This is a genomic window from bacterium (genome assembly GCA_023150945.1).
Taxonomy (GTDB): Bacteria; Zhuqueibacterota; Zhuqueibacteria; order Zhuqueibacterales; family Zhuqueibacteraceae; genus Coneutiohabitans.
Window position 1 is genome coordinate 17,678 of record JAKLJX010000040.1, and the last position, 16,303, is coordinate 33,980.

Sequence of the window (16,303 nt, forward strand, 5' to 3'; positions counted from 1 at the left end):
CGAGTTGATTCGGAAAAATCTCCGAATGCGATGAAACTTCTGCCAACGCGGCATTTCTAAAATTTCGCATAACCGTTTCTAAAAAAGCCACTTCGCTTGGTCGGTGACCATCGCAAGTGGCTTTTTTATTTGTGGCACAATTCTGGATAGCATGGCTGCAAAGTCTTTTGAATTATCTTTCACAAAGGAGCAACCATGAACTCATCCCAATGTCTTCAACGCTTGGCGGCCATTATCGTCCTGCTGAGCCTCGTCACCGCCAGCACAGCCCGCGCGCAAACCAATGTCAGCGTCTATGCCACTGGACTGGTCTCGCCCATGGGACTTGAGATTGATGCGCAAGGCCGCCTCTGGGTGGCAGAACAAGGCACAGGGAATAACGACAGCCGGATATCAGTCGTGACAACTGACGGACACGTTCATCCGTTTCTCACCGGCCTTCCTTCCGAGTTGGTTGAAGGCGATCCGCTGGGCGCCGAGCATCTCCATTTCGACGGCAACGGCAATCTCTTGATCATGCAAGGTGAAGGTTCGGATTGGCTTTCGGAGTCGATGCTCACCATCGATGTTTCCGGATTCGTGCCCGGCGATACGGCGCGCCGCCTCAACGATTTGACGGCGGTCCATAGAATTGGGCCTTTCGCTTTGCGCAATGGCGCTCCGAGCACCAACCCTTATGCAATGGCTTTTGGGCCGGACAAGAATCTTTACATTGTTGACTCCGGCGCCAATGGCATCGTCAAGCTTGACCGCTGCACGGACAATCTCAGCGTTTTTGTCGGCTTCGATCCCATCTCCAACCCGACCACCGAAGGCCCGCCCATGATCGATCCCGTGCCGACGGGAATCGTTGCCGCCGGCAATAAATTCTATGTCGGACTTTTCCTGGGATTTCCCTTTTTGCCCGACTCGTCGCGGATTATGGAAGTCGAGCTTGGCGGCAGGATCACCACTCTTAGAAACGGCCTCACCTCCGTGGTCGATTTGGCGATTGATCCCAGCGACGGCAATCTCGTGTTTCTTCAGTATGCGCGGTGGGAATTTCCCTTTGTGCCGAACACGGGCGGCGTCTTCAAGCTGAAGGCAGGAAAAGTGGACACCATCGCGTATGGATTGAATTTTCCAACTGGATTGCGTTTTGCCCCGAATGGCGATCTGTTCGTTTCCAGTTTTGCCGACGGACAAATTCTGAAAATCACCTCGCCTCTTGCTGTGGGGGTGTGGCGCCTCCAAACCACTGTGAGCGGCAACCTTCCGCTTGTCAGTGTCAAAGCCGTGAGCAGAGACGTGGCTTGGATTGCCGGTTTTGGCGGCACGGTCTATCGCACCACGGACGGCGGGAAAAACTGGATTCCCACGGCAACCAAGGCCTCGACCACCGAAGCCCTGGCATGTATTGCGGCCCTCGACGCCACGACGGCGTTTGCCGGAGGCGGCGGGCCAGATTGGGGAGGTGGAAACACCAAGATCTACCGCACCACGAATGGCGGGCAGAGCTGGGAGGCCGTTTACACCGCAACCGGCGCCAACTCTTTCTGGAACTGGATTCACTTTTTCGACAGCCAAAACGGCATTGCTCAGAGCGATCCGCCCGTGGCCGGCGGGAATTTCTTGATTGTCAAAACCAGCGACGGCGGAAAAACCTGGACGCCAATCGCCAACCCGCCCGATGCAAATACGAACGAGTATGGTGTTTCCAACAGCTTCCATTTCTACGATAATCTCAATGGCTGGTTCGGCACCGGTCACCCGCCGTTTGTTCCGGGCGGCAGCGCCGGACGAGTATTTCGCACCACCGACGGCGGCAACACCTGGACGCCTTTTGCTTCAGGAAATGGCAATAGCGTAAATGCGGTGAGATTCATTTCACCCACCGTCGGCATTCGCACTTCAAATACTGCTCCATTTTTGACGCGCTCTGTGGATGGCGGCCAAACCTGGACGCCGGTCAACGGCCTGCCGGTTGCAAACATTCGGCAGATGGTTGCCGCAACGGGCGTCAATACGCCGAGCCTCAATCAGCTTTGGGTTTACGGTGAAGCGGATGCTCCATTCATCTTGTCCAGCACCGACGGCGGCGTGACTTGGCAACGGCAGCCGATTGTGGGCACCGTCGAGTACCCTATCTTTCACCTGTCGGCGGTGACCATCGGGGCTTCGAGCGATAGCGTCCAAGCTTTCGGGATTACTCTCGATATCAATACACTCGCTCACGGCGGACAGATTTTCAATTATCGCGAGCGCTTGGGATTTGTGACCGGCGTGAAAGAACCGGCAAGCCTTCCGCTCGAATACACGCTCTCGCAAAACTATCCCAACCCTTTCAATCCGGAGACCAGAATCAGGTATCAACTGGCGAACCCGGATCGCGTTGCCTTGAAAATCTACAACATGCTGGGGCAGGAAGTGCGAACGCTGATCGACGAATTCAAGCCTGCTGGCTCTTATGAAGTGTCGTGGGATGGCAAGGACAACGCCGGCCAGCGTGCGCCGAGCGGCATGTATCTGTATCGTGTCGAGGCGCAAGGATTGGTACAAACGAAGAAGATGATATTGGCGAAATAAGGTCAAGTGGCCTGAATGGCAGTAACGAGGGACATGGCTGGTTCTTCCCCGCAAACAATCACGCCGCGAAAAAACTCCCACAGAAAGAGGTGCTCGTTTCCGTGGGAGTTTTGTGTTGGGCCAACCGCTAGGCCGCTCATTTTCTCCCGGCAGCGGGCCATCGTTCGGCAGGCAGACATCATGCGCGGAAGAGGCATCGGCTGTCGCACAGGCACGGTAAGCTTGCCGCCTCCCGCACAATCAGCTCGGGATAATCCCATTCCGCCGCATCGGTCAACTTGAAGCAGCGCGCTGGAGACAGGGCAATGGCCTTGCCATTCTCGACAACATGCTGATCACGGCGGGCCTGCCGCTGTTGTGCTTCTTGAAGTGTGGACCTGGCAGTCTCACCTCGATTGGCACCACATTACCGCCACGACGCCAAAACCTGCTCGACTTCCCCTCGCACCATGGCGCGGGCTTGCGGCCGTTCGATTCCGCGGGAGAGCAGCTCGTCATAGCCGGTGAATTGGTGCCGGATATGCGCCTGCACCGCCAGCACGATCGCTTCATCATCGAACTGTTTGGCGGCCGCGCTGCGCCCGACGCGGCCGCTGTATTTAAGGCAGGCATGTTCTGCGATCTTTTTCGCGGTTTCCGGCGGACACCGGGGAAACACACGCAGGGTGTGCTCACCAAAGGCTTGCACGTACTCCGCATCCAGCTCAGCGCGGCGCTCCGCTTCACGCTCGCGCCGCCGTCGCCGCACTTCTTCATCCGCCAGACATTCTTCTTCCGCCTTGTCCAATGCTTCTGATTCGACCAGAATGCCCTGGCGCTCGTATTGTTTGCGCGTGCGGCTCCACTGCAGCACTTTCGCGTGCAGCCGCGCATGCTTGATCGCGCGCCGCGTCAAGGCAGCGTCGCCGCGCGGCGAGATAAACGAGATAATCCAAAACCGCGCAGGCAAGGCAGAGGGCGCCTTTTTCCTTGTTCAACGTGATGAAGCTCCCCTGCCACAACTCCCTGCCGCATTCGCTGCATTGGGAGTCGTTGCGAATCATGAAGACCAGGAGGTCTTGAGGTTTGGATGAAGTGGGCATGATTCGTTTCACCATTTTGGGATTCCAAGTTCAAGAGCACTGAAGCTTCGCCAGCGGCGGACCTGGTATGTCTTTGCTTTTTGAGTTCGCCAAAAGTCTGGGCCAGATTTCAGACAAGCTGAAACCTGAAGCCCGCGGGCAACTATAAGGCTGATTCGTACACTTTTGTCTCGCACCATGCCTCCACCACCACGGTCATCCATCTGTCATCCAGTAAGGATCTTGTGAAGATTTGAGTACACTCCCGTGCCATTCACCCCAAAAGCTCACCGCCGAGACGCGGAGACCGCCGAGAAAGACTCTCTTGATTCTAAGACTCCGCGCTTTCCGCGGCTCCGCGGTGCAAACGGTTGCTTTGTGGTCAAGTATCATTCAGAATTCTATTCTGACTTTGAGCGCCTTAAAGGTCTGGGCATGTATGAAAGTCCCTCTACGTAGCACTACCCGGCGGCCGGAGAGAACTTCCATTTTGCCTACTTGTCCGGCTCGCTCTCTTGTTGCTCGTGCAATTTCTTTTCCACGGCAGCGAAAACAAGCTCCTTGATGCGCCGGGCATGCAGGTTTGCCACCAATTCTTTGTCCAGCCTTCGCAGCGAGATTTTTCGCTTGCTGCGGTACTGATTCCGGCAATGATGGCCCAGTTCATGGGCGAATATTTCCAAAAAGAACCAGAGCATGAGGATGGGCTCGCACGGCCAGTGCACGATCACTTCATTTTCCTTCTGCTCGATCTGGGCATAGTACTGCTGCAAGGAAGCGAGCAGACCTTTACCAATCGACGGCAAATGCCAAGTGGTGGGCAGTGAGTAGAGATAGATGGCTTTGTCACGAGGTTGATAGAGCCCAAACGGCTTTCCGATTTCTCCTGCGCGCGCGCGCAGTTCCACTCGTGCGAGGCCATAGATGTACTTCTCGGGTATCTGGCGCAGAAGACGGAGGATGAGACTTCTCCCCATCGGGTGGATGTCGCCAGCCCGCGGCCGGCGTGAGATGACCCTCGGGATGATCCGTTCTCCGCTCCGGCTGCGTTTCATTCTGCGACGGGCGAGAACGCTTTGCTTGGTGGTGCCGTAGCTTCTACTCATAGTGTTCCTTTTTCGGTTGAGCGGCACCGGCTGTGCCCTTTTACCGCCAGGGCTTCAGCCATTCGCTGGCGAAGCCCTGGCGGCAGAATCTTGTTTCAACTTTTGAATCTGCCGGCGAAAGATGAGACCGTTGAGCGCTTCCAGCGGACCGATCAAGGCATAAAGCCAGCCGGACATTGCCGCCCAGTTCCTGCCGCCCACAACAACCAGTCCGATGGAAGAAAGCGCAACGCCGACGCAGAGGCCATACGCTGTCATGCTGGCGCGTGTGGTAAGGATTTCAACCGGGGTCAACGCAAGCTCGTGGCGTTTGCGATAGGCGTGCCCATGCAGCAAGACAAATACGAGAAACACCGCGAGAAAGCCCAGACCATAGATGATCATAAGCGCTTCCCATTGCTCGCCTTTGATGGTGATCTCACCGCGGAATTCAATGCCCAGCACGCGCGCGAGCAGCCCGTAGTTGATCAACAACGTGAAAAGAAATTTCAACGGATAGACATAGAACAAGATGACGAAGAGCAGCGCCGCATTGAGCACAAAAGTAAAACCGTCTTGCAGGCCGTAACGGCGGAAGAAAAGATAGTGCGCATACCATATTGCCACCAGCGCCGTGAACGTCACCCCGAAAGCCGCAAATCCCTTCATCGTCTCCATCAACTCGTCGAAGGAAGCGGGGACTTCCAAGGAAACCACCAACAAGGTGATCGCAAAAGCAAAGACGGCGTCGGTAAAGCCTTCGATGCGGGAGACTTCCCCACCGCGCCAGCGGAAGTATTCCTTCGCACCCAGACGTCTTTGCAGGAGCTGCCGGCGAAACATAGCTCTCATTTTCTCCTTGCACCGCATGGAGCGCCACCGCAGTGGCAGGGTGGTGCGCTCAGGTGAACTGTCCCGGTACGGATTGACTTTGCGCTCAACCGTTCCAACAACCCTCTGCAGAGGCAACCTCTGCGCGCGAATCTACCTCTTGATAAATACCGAACCGGTTGGGCCTGCTCCAGCTTCCTGATACCTCGCCTCGCCCGTTTTGGCCCAAACATAGTGCGGAACATTGGCTGGCGCCACATAAACCGCACCAGCGGGAATCGCCACCACCTTTGCTTCGTCGAAGGTCTCACCGAACCCCACATAGATGGTGCCCGCCAACACCGTGGTGTTGCGCTCGTCCGGATGCGTGTGCGGCGGGATGCGCGCCCCGCTCGCCAGCTTGACGCGCAGGAGATAAGCGCCCGCCTTCTGCTCACCGCCGACAATCCATGCCACTTGCACGCCCGGCAACTGAGGCGGATTCGTCCAGCGAATACTGTCCGGCAGAATCGGAGCCGGCGCACTGCTTTGGCCGCAGGCCGCCGAGGCCAAGGCGCTGGCGATGAGCAAAATGGCTGGGAAGATGTGTTTCATGGCATGTGTCCTTCTTGTTTGTGTACCAGGTCCTGCTGTTGAGCAGCATGTTGCGGCCACGACGTGAGCATCTGCAAATGCAGCCGCACGGCTCGCCACCCGCTGGGAGTTGGACTTTTTCAGAAGTAGCAACTGCGACCGCAGCGAGATAACCTCAATAAGCCATGGGGCGCGCAAATTCAGAATAAATTTCTAAGAGATTCTTGACCACAAAGCAACCGCTTGAACCGCGGAGACGCGGAGTGCGCAAAGTTCCAAAATCAAGAGAGTCCTTCTCCGCGTTCTTCGCGCCTGTGCGGTGAGTCTTTGCTGGGCGTTTTTCCGATTAGCTGTGAACTGGGCGTGATTATTCAGAAGAACAGCAGAGAATCGACGCGGGGAAAACGAGGGAGCAGACCTGATCGTTCCGATCAAATTTCGCCCGCCGCGGTGAAAGTCGGGCAAACCCGTCATCCCTGCACCGTGGCAGAATAATGCAAAAAAGCGGTAAGATAATCAAGCTGGATTTTGAGAGGGGAATTCATCCGCACTGGTCTTGAGCTCTTCATCCCTTTTTACGCTTGTCGGGCAAGATCGCCATCTGCAATTGATCGCGATAGACAATTTGCGAGCGCTGGGGAGTCCTGCGCCGGATGACCTTCACCAAATAACCGCGCTTTTTGCCTACACTCGTCATGAGACGGCCAATTTTGCGCCAACCAAATTCGGTGAAGTAGAAGCGCACACGCGGGTTGGAGAGATCGGGGGCGGGAAGATGCATTTCCCACATGATGTCCGCCAAAGCCGAGGCTGGTCCTTTCAATATCGGGACAGGCCTGAGCACCGCCTCACTCTTTTCTTCATCCCAATTCCATTTTTCATCGACCAGAATGCGGTAGATCATGAGCCTGGCGATCAGCTTATTCCTCAGTGCGCCTCTCGCCGCAACCCAATCGGGCGCAGATGAAGGCAGATTCACACGGCATCTGAGTTCGTTTATCTGCGGCAGTCGGCGCAAATCTGCGGATCAAAGTCTTGGCAGGAGAAATCGCCTGTGCAGTCCCCAGCAATAGCCTTTTCCTTGGTCAGCAGGTGATGCAGAACTTCGTCGGATAGAGAGCCTTCAAGCTGTCGGCGGCAACGCTGCTTCTGTCCGCAGCGGGACTCGCGAGGCTGCTATGGTCAACACTCGACAGCAGCAGCGCGAAATACAGCAAGAATTTGGGGATGATTTTCGTCATTGGCCTTTCTCACTCGTTCGACGATCAAATCACGATTGCAGGGCCGGCGAAAGGCAGCATTTACGCCACAGCGGCAATCAGCTCCGGATCGCCGTTGCCATTGATCAAGATGATTTCTGCAAAAGGAAGATCAGCCGCGGCTCGAAGCGCATGGGGCGTTGTGTGACCGGACTGGTACCCTGTCGCCCGCAAAAGCCCGTTTACATGATAAAGGTATCCTTTCCAATGCGCTGTTTGAGTTTAACCAGCAAAAACAGAGCAATGCCATTGCTGTGGTTCATGCCGCTGCCTTTGGCCGCCTCCATTGAACGAAACAAACCGAAATCAAAATTGCCAGGAACCGGCGGAAAATTGCCGCTCATGCCGAACCTCCAGAACTCGGTGTGGAGGTTGGCGGCGTTGTGCAGGCCGGAACGTTCGGCAGCGATGGAACCACGTTGTTCGGGTGAAACAGGCGGAAGTCGAGCGCAGGCCGGCACAAAGCTAAACTCAAGCATGGTAGTAAAAAATATCACGGTATTTCGAGTCATGAAAATTTTCTCTCATTACAAAATCGATTGATTCGGCTTCTTCGTGAGGAAACGATTTCGCTGCGCACTATTTTCCTGACAACAGACATTCCACCGTTAGCCATTTCGTTGTAAACATCGCAAGGGCTTTTGTCCACTTTGGCCGTATTTGCGCATAACCGCGAATCTTGAAAGCCAGCTTTTCGGTATAACGAGGCACAAGCACAGTCTGCAGCATAATTTGATCTCCGAGCAACGGTTTTTGCTCAACTTCAAATCGCCAGTTACATCGCGATGACCCAATGCCAATAGCTTGAATCAGCGGTGACATCACGGAAAACGAGATCCGACCAATGAGTTCTATAGCCGAGGATAGTTTAAGCCTGGCATCTCCACCCAAAAAGTGAATTGAATCCATCACTGCCTTAGTCATTTCGGGCAACTCGGCATGGCCTTCCACACCGAGATCGACATTTGATTCTAACTTGCCACTCAGCGATGTGCTGAATTTGGACTGCGGCAATAATTCAATGGTATAGACCTGATCTTCCTCTAAAAAGTCAGCCTCATAGCCCAAGGCATGAATGGGAGTTCGTCTTTCCTGGCGAATGGCGGCAATCGAATGCGTGATTAGCAAAATATCGTAGGCATCAAAAATGGCCAGGGTATGAGGGAGCTGTTTGTGACCAAGTTCATAAAGACGGCGCAAGTCTCTCGCCACCGGACGATCTCCGAGGCGGATTTGCAGACCTTTAACAGATATTGACGAATCTTCCTCCCCTTCCGTGCCAAAATCGACATCGTATGGTGAATGGAGCAAGTTGCCAAATGAGCTTGCCTCGACTTCCAGAATGCTAAAAGACAGGTCTTGACTATCCATGGTAATACTCCATCGTTTTCATGTTGGATTTTGAGCTGTCAAGTAAAAGGGATATCAGCAACCCCCCTTTTTTCAGTTTACTGATCTCATCTTTTAGGGTAGGGGATAGTCCGCTATCCTGTAGTGCGCTATTCACCGCCCTTCTTACTAATTCGGCGGGATGAATATCTCGGTTGGACATCAGAATTTTGTTCAGGTGCGGAATAATGTTCTCAATCGCAACTGGGCGGATGGGCTCAGTATGTAGATAGATGGCTTTTGCCTGATATAATTGGATTAAGCGATGCAAAAGAGCTGGATTGGCATTGGCGTAACAGGTATGAAGAAAAACGATCCTATCCTTCAGGATTCCATTTTTGCCGAGTTGGTTCAGATAGTCTACTACCAGACTTGGGCTGTTGTGTCCTGAGATCAAAACGAAGTTCGGAATTCCGGTGGCATCGACACTAGACTCAATGAGTTTAATTCCTGATCTGAGTAGTTGTTTTTTGATTTGGTTAATGAGACCATGATCTTCAATTCGAAAACTCTCATCAGGAACCAATGCGCCGAGATCCGCAGTGCTCTGAAGCATTTTTATCGAAACGTGATTGGCCCTTGCAAGGTCTGTTTCGTGGCAAAGATAGAATATCTTGTTCGGATACCTGGCGCTCAGCATAGCCAAGATTCGGATCGGATCGCAAACGTCTGCATTTGGCAGTGCTTGACTTTTAGCTTGCGGATTTCGCTCAAGGGGATCTACATACACGGCAATTTCATTCGGCGAGGATTCGAACAACTCATCGAGTTGCCTCAGAGGATACGCTGGATTCTCAAGTACCGACGCAATATCTTTGAGGAAAAGGCGTGCACTTTTCTTGCCATTCTGCATGACGACTTGTTCCCCATCAACCGCAGCATGTAAGAATGTAAATTGATCGGTGCTGGCTTTTGTGATAATTTCCTCGCGCACGATGCTGTAAAATTCAGCTAAAGAATTGAGTTTTGATACCCTGGGTCCAGTCTCGCGATCAACAGAATACATCGTGTAGCCGTTATCGGCCTTTTCGAAAATGACGTTTTTAGTGTCGGACAGCCTTTCAAAGCCAAGTATGCCAGTATTGTTGGAAAGATGATTCCACACCTCTGCGTCAGGAAAACCTTCTTCCAAATATCTATTGACGATGATCACATCCGGCGACGGTGTCGCCGTGGTCGGATTCTTGGCGCCATCATCTCCAATAACATCTAACCCCAGCCTTTTCAACCTGTCACTAGAAGAATTTACCGTAGTTTTGTCACTTTGAACTATGACAGCGCCCTGCTTGCTCCGTTGAATGCTCTGCCTCAGTTGGGCTAGATGTAGTCTCGGAAACTTAATAGCGTATTTTCCAAGAACTTCGTCAAGTTCTTCCTTTGAATTTATTGAAGAAGACTCTCCTTTATCATCAAAAACGAGCAGATCATCATCGTCTGCTGGGCGTCGTTTGAAAATTGCGATTCTTGCATTATCACTTTCTGCAAAAACATCAGCAGCGTCCACTGCGCGAGAAAATCTTTGTTCGTCTCGACTTCCGATTTGGGTTAAAAACTTTGAGCGGTAAAGCGCCCTATTAAGATCTTCCGGAAATACCGGGGTATGAGCTCTTATGTCGTTAGGGAGCAAAATTCTCTGCCCAACTGTAATGTTATTGGGGTTAGGGATGTCATTATACAGGGCAATCTTATTCACTAACGCGTTATCAACATGTCCATAATGTTCTTTGATAATCTCGGAGATCGTCTCCCCAGCGTTAACAACATGAACAACAGAAGCCTTATTCAAAGTTGGTTGTTCATGCATGCCGAACGTCGCGAAAACTTTATTAAATCGGTCTCCTGGTGTTATTCCGAAAAAATAGTCTCGTTTCGCGGGGTTTTCATTGAATCTCTGCACAAAATCATTAACAAGCAATGCGCGCGGCGATCTGGAAGACTGCTGCTTGAATTGAGATTGAGCTAAAAAAGTAGAACTCCTCGTGCCCTGAAGTAAGTTGTCCCGCACCAGAAGAGGTGCGTGCATTCTTAGATTGGGGTGCACACCTCTCATCCTCGCTCTTGGCTGCCCCGAGCTTTCGGCAAATCCAAAAAGCAAAGAACAGATCAACGTGGCGTATGCGGCGAAGCGTACTTTATAAAACGATTTCATGGCTGAACTCCTCATAAATAATTACCTGTAGATAACCTCCGTGATCTGTGGTCGCCTTTTCCAACAGGGCTCTATGGCCACGCCGCAACAAATCGCCTATCCCAATTCGATTTCAACGTCAACCGGCTGTTCGGAAATTCGTCCCGGACTGTGGATTTTTTCAATCAGGCCAAAGTCGCTGGTGATCGCTTTGGTGAGCTTCATTTGGCCAACTACTTTGAATTTTAATTGCAGCTTGACGCAGTTGTCCGCGCGGCTGGGAACTCCTTCCAGCATTTGAATGCGGTCGAGCGTATGATAAGTGAGAAATTGATTAGCGGTGTATTCGGTTTTAGTCGTAAAATTGTACTGCTCGATCAGCTCATCGTGACTAGTGAGGATCATGCCGGTGGCCAACGACGCCCATTTTTCAACCTCCGCGATGTCGTCATCGAAAATATCCACCAGAAAATCCTGCTGAAATTCGCGCATGGTAAACACGCCGACAAAGGAATACTTCAGCAGAATATGGCTGGCTTTGGCAAGATCGTAAGTAAACACGATCTTTGCCTGTTGATAATCGATCTCAAAATCTTTGTTTTCCACCAGCAGCGCCTGCCGTTCTTTGACCGTGCCTTTATCGAAAATAGCCTTGCAGATCGTTGACTTCTCCAACGGCGTCTTAGCCAATGCATAAGGCCCAGCCGGCGTGGTGGTGTTGACGGCAATTTCTTCGCGGAATTCCTGCGGCCGGGGCTGGCTGGAGTTGGTCTCTTTGACGTTTTGGTTGATGGCAAGCTTGTCCGGATAAAGGGCGATAAGCGGCAAGTCATCTGCCGCCGGCGCGCTTGATGCGCCCACGACAATATGACCCGAAGGAATGACGTCTGCAAAACCGCCCTGCAAGAGGGTCACGAGGTTTTGGATGAGACTATGGATCATAACCAGTTGTCCGTCATCAGTGAACAGTTGACCCTTGGTCGTTGCTTTTTGCTATTTGCCTTTTGCTACTATTCCGTCACTGTCGCCGCTTGTGCAACTTGCACGTTGGTTTGCTCCAGCGGCTTGCCATTGCTGCTTTCGCTTTTCGCCAATTCTTCTTCCAACACCTGAATGGCGCCGCTGATGCGCAGCAAGGTGTTGCGCACGTTATTGGCTTGCGCCTCGAGCTCAGTCAATTTTTTCTGACCCGCATCGAATTCGGCTTTGAGCTCTTGCAGTCTTTTTTCTAATTGTTCGCGCATATCAACCTCCGTTTGCAAAACAAGATCGATCTTGGTAAAACAACGCCCTTAATGCAACATAACCAATACCGGAATTTTCCCTTTGCCCTTTTTAAAAGAACCTAGAGCTTTCCCAATGATCGCTCCCACAGCTTTAGACTTGTCTAGTACCTTTTGGGCGTGTCCCTTGGTTGGGCTGGTTGTCAACAAATCGCCAATTTCAATAGAGGCGATATCCGCATCGACTTTGCAGTAAGCGTAAGCTCCCATAGTAACTATCATCCCGAGCTGTTTGCTTTGAACTTTGGTTTGATCTAATTCCGCACTAATTTTTGCAACGAACTTTTTGAGAGGATGCCCGGGTATTTGCGATTTGGGTTCGGCTTTCGTTTTTCCCTTGACGACTCCCGTTTCTTGATCGACGACTTCCGGTTGTAAACCCATTTGTTCCGCCCATTCGCCTTCAACGAAAGGCAAGGCTTTCTCGGTCAGAACTTTTGCAACAACACCGCAAACACTAGAATCATAAGCTTGATCAGTCAAATCTGCCTCAGGTATGGGAATATCATTGTTAGTGGCCCAAAAATTTGAAATTCTTTCCTTTCTTACAACGACAACATCGCCTTGCTCTAAAGTCTCACCTGTCCTGTTGAGGAAATAATCCACAACATATCCTGGCTTGGCCCCACTTCTTATGGTGAGATTATTGGCACTGAGATCCCCGGCGACGAAGACATCGCCGGTACTGGTTACAGATAATTTCGTGGAAAAAGTATTACGAGTCGTACCCCCAAATTGATATTGGCTAGGGTGCCCAATCCAAAATTCGTAAGTTGGGTCAGGCTCTCCTATCAATTGGCGCTTGGATAATGCCAGCTTGAAGTTATTCACTGAATCAGGAGTGCCGATAAGGCTAAAAGCAAGTATTTCTCTGGTCAATCGAATTTGGTTTTCATCCGCCGTACCTTCGCTAAGCTCAAGCGCGCCACGAACTTCTAGCTTCGAATTGGGAGTATCCGTCCCAATGCCAACATTGCCTTCAACTAAAAGACCATTTTCTGGGGCTGTATTGTTGCCAGAGTATGTTGCGCCTATTACCGCACCACCCTCCACATCCAATTTGTTTTTGGGAGTGGTCGTCCCAATGCCAACATTCCCCGCCACACCAAGTGTACTTTGCAAGGTCAACGGCCCGCTCATCGTATCGCCGGCCTTGTTGACCTTGGCATCCCCCAGTCGAACAATTTCATTTGTCGTATCATTCCAGTCCGCGGACAGGACCAAATCACCAGGGTTTTTCTTAGTTGGAAAAGACATGGTCTCATTCTCCTTCAAAAAACGATTTCCCAAATCAATGTCAGCTTGAAATCCGTGCTTTTGTTAATCGGGTCAAAAACCACCCGGTTGTACATCACTCCAGCGTTGGCGGCATTGAACAGCCCGGCTTCGGTGAGCGCGCCATTGGCCTCGTTGAAATCCAGCTCAGCCGAGATTGTCAACTTTATTTTTTTGTCGCTGGTGGTCGTCACGTGTTGCGTGGGATCGATGGTGTTGATCGGCTTGCGAAACAGCTCGGTTTGCAGTTGCGTATTCGCTGGATCGACCGCTGTCGTTCCCGTGCCCACCGCGACATAAGAAATAGGGTCAATGGGTGGGTCAATGGCTTTGTGGATGAACATCCTGGCGACCAGTTCCCTGCCGCTCAGCATGATGCTATTGTCGGCCGCTACCTGCTCCACCAGCTCGCCCGCGGCGTTGCGTTTTTGCAGCGTCAGCCGGCCTTTCATGTCAATGCTTTCAGAGGGTTTCACGATGATGATCTCCTTGTCAGTGGTCAGTCGCCAGTAATCAGTTGTCAGTCACCAGCATACGTGATCACTGTTTACCGACCACTGGTACTGTCCACTCAACGTTTAGGCAAAACTGTTCAGTGAATCAAACCTCGTAAAGTCAAACACGCCCGAGGTCACCAGCGCATCGGACAACCCATGTTCGAGGCCGCCGGGATAGGGCATTTGCACGCTGCCAATATCAAAGTTGGCCTCCTCGATCGTGTGATCTTCCGGCAATGTCTGTCGCTGTGCATGGCCCTTGAATGAGTCGGCCATCTTGTGTATTTCGGAAAAGGTCTTATCGTAGGCGATGACTGCGAAGACTCCGGCAGCTTTCACCTTATCGACAATATATTTGATTTGGTTGCGCGGGTTGTCCGCTAATTGATCGAACTTCTCGGTAAAGCCGGGAATATCCCACGGCACACGCACCATGAACGAAGCCGGGGAAAGCTTCATCAAAGTCACGGTCGTGTCGATGGCGAATGTGGCGGCCTGCTCCGGCGTCGGCAGACTTAACTGCTCTCGCTCAAAGAGCGAGAAGTCAAAAAGCGTGCGGTCAAATTTTGCTTGCGGCTGCCCGATCAGAGCTTCGATCCGAAAGCGTGACTCTCCCGGCGGCAACACTGGCGTACTGCGCTCAATGCTCGTTTCATCAATCTTCACGCCATTCAAGTAAGCCGTTCCGTCAGGGAAAAAGGTCAAAACATCCTTGCGGTTCACGGTGCCATTATATTCGACAGATTTCTTCGTCGTGAGGTTAGTGACGCGCGGATTGGTCAATGGCAGAGGCACATCGTTGAGCCGCAGGCGAATTTCGGGCGTCGTGGGAACAGGGTTGGTGTTTTCCACCTTGAATTCTGCCAAAAGTGCCATCCCATCGAAGCTTTTTATTTCCGCCTCCGGCAGAAATTCCACAATACGAATCTGCTTGCGGGCTTCCTTCGCCTGTTCGTCGTCGCCAACAATTCCCAAGTTGGCAGCAACAATGGTGATGAGGCCTCCCTTCGTGGAGGCGCCGCTCTTGAGCACGTTGATCAGACCTTTGATCCGCTCTCGATAAATCGCATCATCAATGAAGCCGTCTGCGCCGGGGCGCCGGCCGACTTGCTTCAACTGTGAAGTGCCGCCAAGATTCTCCAGATACAAAGAGAAGATTTTGTCGAGATCGCCTTTTTGCGCCGTGTCAAAGCCCTGGGAATCTTCGTTGTCTGCCGAATCCACCCAATGGCTGCGCATCACTTTAATGAGATCCGACTCGGCTTGATCAAGCGTCTTTCCGAAGACATCGATGAAGCGGTGCAAGACATTATCGAACTCTTGCGAGTCGACGAAATCCGGGAAACGGCTGATGATGCTGACGGTTCGTCCCATGACTGGTAGCTGTTATCCATTGCTGGCTTGCGGGTCTATTATCGTTACGGCGCTCTCGGCAAAAGTGCTCATGACCGCTATTTCGACCGAACGCACATGAATATCCTTGGCAGTGCTAATGTCTGTACCCTGCGTGCGGTCATCAGATGCTGAGATGGCGGACAATGTTAATTCTGTCACATTGTAGCTTGCGCCTACCACTAGTATATTTAACAACGCATTCTTGAGATTCGCATAAATCACATCTTCACCCGGCTTCGCGCTGGACAAAAAATTGTTAATCACGTTCGCCACCGCCGTCCTGAGCGCATCTTTAACCCCATCCGTAACTTCAGTAGTTAAGGTCAAGGTAACGGCGGTCACCTCGATTTGAACTGTTTCCACTCCGTCGGTGATGCAGAAATTGTCCAGTCGCGCCTTTTCAAATTCCCTAATCTCGATTTTTTCTTTGGAAATTCGGCCAGTTTCCTCGGTGTCGTTCAAGGCCACGCGGAAATCATCGGGATCGAGATCGACGGCCAATACCGGTTCCACTTCAGCGGCAATAGCGATGATATCAGCAAAGACTACGTCAGCCTGCGATTTCAGGTTGTCGAGATAGGCAGTGATCACGTCCCGGACCTTATTACGCGTGGCTGTTTTCTCGGCGTCGATAATGCTGGCCGGCAGCGTCAGCTTGAGGGCGCCGGTGATGTTCAAAATTTTGTCATACGCAAACACATCGCCGAGGACGGCCTGTTCCACAAAGCTCACCTTGAAATCATCGCCCTTAAAAAGTGAGCGCTGACACCACGGCTCGGGTATGAGCTTGAGCGTGCCGGTTTCGATGCCGGTGGCAGGAGTGGTGGCGCCCGCAATCGTGCTCGCAATCACGCTCTTTTGCACGTCGGCTGAGGGTTGCAAGCCACTTATTGAGTTTTGCATAAATAATAGGAATATCAGATCTCCCATGGAAGATCTGACGCTTTGATGCACGCCCTAAG

16 protein-coding genes are annotated in these 16,303 nt (G+C 52.1%); 1 reads left to right on the plus strand and 15 read right to left on the minus strand.

The features are described 5' to 3' along the window. Positions 1-195 precede the first annotated feature (195 nt). Complete coding sequence (locus L6R21_27265) at positions 196-2,565, plus strand: ScyD/ScyE family protein (protein MCK6562907.1); 2,370 nt, start codon at positions 196-198, stop codon at positions 2,563-2,565. A gap of 406 nt (positions 2,566-2,971) precedes the next feature. Here the strand turns inward: L6R21_27265 and L6R21_27270 are convergent, their stop codons facing one another. From L6R21_27270 to L6R21_27340, 15 genes are all read right to left on the minus strand, one after another. Continuing rightward, positions 2,972-3,514 (minus strand): DUF2293 domain-containing protein, encoded by a 543-nt coding sequence (locus L6R21_27270; protein MCK6562908.1) that lies wholly within the window; start codon positions 3,512-3,514, stop codon positions 2,972-2,974. Between the two features lie 606 nt (positions 3,515-4,120). Further along, positions 4,121-4,759 (minus strand): hypothetical protein, encoded by a 639-nt coding sequence (locus L6R21_27275; GenBank protein MCK6562909.1) that lies wholly within the window; start codon positions 4,757-4,759, stop codon positions 4,121-4,123. A 27-nt stretch (positions 4,760-4,786) separates the two neighbouring features. Continuing rightward, positions 4,787-5,563, minus strand: a complete 777-nt coding sequence (locus L6R21_27280; protein MCK6562910.1) for a DUF1211 domain-containing protein — start codon at positions 5,561-5,563, stop codon at positions 4,787-4,789. 132 nt (positions 5,564-5,695) lie between these two features. Beyond that, positions 5,696-6,136 carry a cupin domain-containing protein gene (locus L6R21_27285; protein ID MCK6562911.1) on the minus strand — a complete coding sequence of 147 codons (441 nt, stop codon included), beginning with the start codon at positions 6,134-6,136 and terminating at the stop codon, positions 5,696-5,698. A 544-nt stretch (positions 6,137-6,680) separates the two neighbouring features. After that, positions 6,681-7,019 (minus strand): hypothetical protein, encoded by a 339-nt coding sequence (locus L6R21_27290; protein ID MCK6562912.1) that lies wholly within the window; start codon positions 7,017-7,019, stop codon positions 6,681-6,683. A 181-nt stretch (positions 7,020-7,200) separates the two neighbouring features. Further along, the gene (locus tag L6R21_27295) at positions 7,201-7,356 is read right to left on the minus strand and encodes a hypothetical protein (protein ID MCK6562913.1); all 156 of its coding nucleotides are present in this window, start codon (positions 7,354-7,356) and stop codon (positions 7,201-7,203) included. 200 nt (positions 7,357-7,556) lie between these two features. Continuing rightward, positions 7,557-7,886: a hypothetical protein gene (locus L6R21_27300; GenBank protein ID MCK6562914.1), complete on the minus strand. Its 330-nt coding sequence runs from the start codon at positions 7,884-7,886 to the stop codon at positions 7,557-7,559. 67 nt (positions 7,887-7,953) lie between these two features. Beyond that, positions 7,954-8,745, minus strand: coding sequence for a hypothetical protein (locus L6R21_27305; protein ID MCK6562915.1), 792 nt, complete (start codon positions 8,743-8,745; stop codon positions 7,954-7,956). After that, positions 8,738-10,912 (minus strand): LysM peptidoglycan-binding domain-containing protein, encoded by a 2,175-nt coding sequence (locus L6R21_27310; protein ID MCK6562916.1) that lies wholly within the window; start codon positions 10,910-10,912, stop codon positions 8,738-8,740. The genes L6R21_27305 and L6R21_27310 overlap by 8 nt, the downstream gene beginning before the upstream one ends. A 96-nt stretch (positions 10,913-11,008) precedes the next feature. Further along, positions 11,009-11,833 (minus strand): hypothetical protein, encoded by an 825-nt coding sequence (locus L6R21_27315; protein ID MCK6562917.1) that lies wholly within the window; start codon positions 11,831-11,833, stop codon positions 11,009-11,011. 68 nt (positions 11,834-11,901) lie between these two features. Further along, positions 11,902-12,135 (minus strand): hypothetical protein, encoded by a 234-nt coding sequence (locus tag L6R21_27320; GenBank protein ID MCK6562918.1) that lies wholly within the window; start codon positions 12,133-12,135, stop codon positions 11,902-11,904. Between the two features lie 48 nt (positions 12,136-12,183). After that, positions 12,184-13,431, minus strand: coding sequence for a hypothetical protein (locus L6R21_27325; protein MCK6562919.1), 1,248 nt, complete (start codon positions 13,429-13,431; stop codon positions 12,184-12,186). A 14-nt stretch (positions 13,432-13,445) separates the two neighbouring features. After that, positions 13,446-13,925 (minus strand): hypothetical protein, encoded by a 480-nt coding sequence (locus L6R21_27330; GenBank protein MCK6562920.1) that lies wholly within the window; start codon positions 13,923-13,925, stop codon positions 13,446-13,448. Between the two features lie 102 nt (positions 13,926-14,027). After that, positions 14,028-15,320 (minus strand): phage tail family protein, encoded by a 1,293-nt coding sequence (locus tag L6R21_27335; GenBank protein ID MCK6562921.1) that lies wholly within the window; start codon positions 15,318-15,320, stop codon positions 14,028-14,030. A gap of 12 nt (positions 15,321-15,332) precedes the next feature. Next, positions 15,333-16,271, minus strand: coding sequence for a hypothetical protein (locus tag L6R21_27340; protein ID MCK6562922.1), 939 nt, complete (start codon positions 16,269-16,271; stop codon positions 15,333-15,335). Positions 16,272-16,303 lie beyond the last annotated feature (32 nt).

Excerpts from the sequence above, each read along its gene's own strand:
- L6R21_27340 (MCK6562922.1), bottom strand. The coding sequence starts at position 16,271 with ATGGGAGATCTGATATTCCTATTATTTATGCAAAACTCAATAAGTGGC.
- L6R21_27285 (MCK6562911.1), bottom strand. The coding sequence starts at position 6,136 with ATGAAACACATCTTCCCAGCCATTTTGCTCATCGCCAGCGCCTTGGCC.
- L6R21_27280 (MCK6562910.1), bottom strand. The coding sequence starts at position 5,563 with ATGAGAGCTATGTTTCGCCGGCAGCTCCTGCAAAGACGTCTGGGTGCG.
- L6R21_27315 (MCK6562917.1), bottom strand. The coding sequence starts at position 11,833 with ATGATCCATAGTCTCATCCAAAACCTCGTGACCCTCTTGCAGGGCGGT.
- L6R21_27295 (MCK6562913.1), bottom strand. The coding sequence starts at position 7,356 with ATGACGAAAATCATCCCCAAATTCTTGCTGTATTTCGCGCTGCTGCTG.
- L6R21_27290 (MCK6562912.1), bottom strand. The coding sequence starts at position 7,019 with ATGATCTACCGCATTCTGGTCGATGAAAAATGGAATTGGGATGAAGAA.
- L6R21_27310 (MCK6562916.1), bottom strand. The coding sequence starts at position 10,912 with ATGAAATCGTTTTATAAAGTACGCTTCGCCGCATACGCCACGTTGATC.
- L6R21_27305 (MCK6562915.1), bottom strand. The coding sequence starts at position 8,745 with ATGGATAGTCAAGACCTGTCTTTTAGCATTCTGGAAGTCGAGGCAAGC.
- L6R21_27320 (MCK6562918.1), bottom strand. The coding sequence starts at position 12,135 with ATGCGCGAACAATTAGAAAAAAGACTGCAAGAGCTCAAAGCCGAATTC.
- L6R21_27300 (MCK6562914.1), bottom strand. The coding sequence starts at position 7,886 with ATGACTCGAAATACCGTGATATTTTTTACTACCATGCTTGAGTTTAGC.
- L6R21_27265 (MCK6562907.1), top strand. The coding sequence starts at position 196 with ATGAACTCATCCCAATGTCTTCAACGCTTGGCGGCCATTATCGTCCTG.
- L6R21_27325 (MCK6562919.1), bottom strand. The coding sequence starts at position 13,431 with ATGTCTTTTCCAACTAAGAAAAACCCTGGTGATTTGGTCCTGTCCGCG.
- L6R21_27335 (MCK6562921.1), bottom strand. The coding sequence starts at position 15,320 with ATGGGACGAACCGTCAGCATCATCAGCCGTTTCCCGGATTTCGTCGAC.